At 69.0% G+C, this 1,450-nt stretch carries 2 protein-coding genes; both read left to right on the top strand.

What is annotated here, in order from left to right:
• Window positions 1-1,071, top strand: a 1,071-nt coding sequence (locus PCA_RS13620; RefSeq protein WP_181303150.1) for a 2-oxo acid dehydrogenase subunit E2, incomplete at its 5' end; no start/stop codon positions are given.
• A gap of 89 nt (window positions 1,072-1,160) precedes the next feature.
• The coding region (locus PCA_RS17655; protein WP_304624782.1) for a biotin/lipoyl-containing protein at window positions 1,161-1,450 on the top strand (290 nt) is incomplete at its 3' end.

Raw genomic sequence — 1,450 nt, 5'->3', positions numbered from 1 at the left:
GCACCGGCCCCTGCACCGGCCAGGGCCGCAGCCCCGCAGGTGGCGGAAGCCCCCGCGCCGGCCAGCCGCCGCCCCGAGCCGGGCAACGCGCCGGAAGGCGACGTGCCGCCGCAGGCGCGGCCGCCGTTCGACGCGAACATCGTGATGCCGGGCGACGCGCCCTACGCCAGCCCCGCCGTGCGCGCGTTCGCGCGCGAGCTGGGCGTGGACATCCAGCAGGTCAAGGGCAGCTCGCGCGGCGGCCGCATCGTGCGCGACGACGTCAGCGCCTACGTCAAGCACGCGCTGGCCTCCGGCGCGCGGCCGGTGCAGGGCGGCGCCGTGGCGGCGGGCAGCGGCCTCAACCTGCTGCCGTGGCCGAAGGTGGACTTCAGCAAGTTCGGCGCGATCGAGGAGAAACCGCTCTCGCGCATCCAGAAGATCTCCGGCGCGAACCTCGCGCGCAACTGGGCGATGATCCCGCACGTCACCCAGCACGAGGACGCCGACATCACCGAGCTGGAGGCCTTCCGCAAGAAGCTCGGCGAAGAGAACAAGGACCTCAAGATCACCCCGCTGGTGTTCCAGATGAAGGCGGTGGTGGCGGCGCTGAAGGAATACCCGCAGTTCAACGCATCGCTGGACGGGACCGGCGAGAAGCTGGTCCTCAAGAAGTACTTCCACATCGGCATCGCGGTGGACACGCCCGACGGCCTGGTGGTGCCGGTGATCCGCGACGTGGACAAGAAGGGCCTGCTCGACCTCGCCCGCGAACTCGGCGAGATCTCGAAGAAGGCACGCGACAAGAAGCTCGGCCCGAGCGACATGTCCGGCGGCTGCTTCTCCATCAGCTCGCTGGGCGGCATCGGCGGCACCGGCTTCACGCCCATCGTCAACGCGCCGGAAGTGGCGATCCTCGGCGTCTCCAAGGCCGCGATCAAGCCGGTGTGGAACGGCAAGGAATTCGCGCCGCGCCTGATGCTGCCGCTGTCGCTGAGCTACGACCACCGCGTGATCGACGGCGCGCTCGCCGCCCGCTTCGCGGTTTTCGTGGCGAAGCAGCTTGGCGACATCCGCCGCCTGCTGCTCTGACTTTTGTCTCCCTCTCCCTCCGGGGAGAGGGTTGGGGTGAGGGGCTGCCCTTGGCGCCACCTTCCCGCATCGCGATTCAAGGATTCCCCATGGCGAACACGATCGAAGTGAAAGTCCCCGACATCGGCGGCCACGACAACGTGCCGGTGATCGAGGTGCTGGTGAAGGCCGGCGACAGCGTGACGAAGGAACAGAGCCTCATCACGCTGGAATCCGACAAGGCGACGATGGAAGTGCCCTCGAGCGCCGCCGGTACGGTCAAGGAACTCAAGCTGAAGGTGGGCGACGAGGTGTCCGAGGGTGCGGTGATCCTGCTCCTGGAAACGTCCGACGCCGCGCCTTCTCCCTCTCCCCTCCGGGGAGAGGGCCGGGGTGAGGG

This window comes from Rhodanobacter sp. PCA2 (assembly GCF_013620825.1).
GTDB lineage: Bacteria > Pseudomonadota > Gammaproteobacteria > Xanthomonadales > Rhodanobacteraceae > Rhodanobacter_A.
The sequence above is the reverse complement of the archived record's forward strand: the minus strand, read 5'-3'. Positions and strand labels throughout refer to the sequence as shown.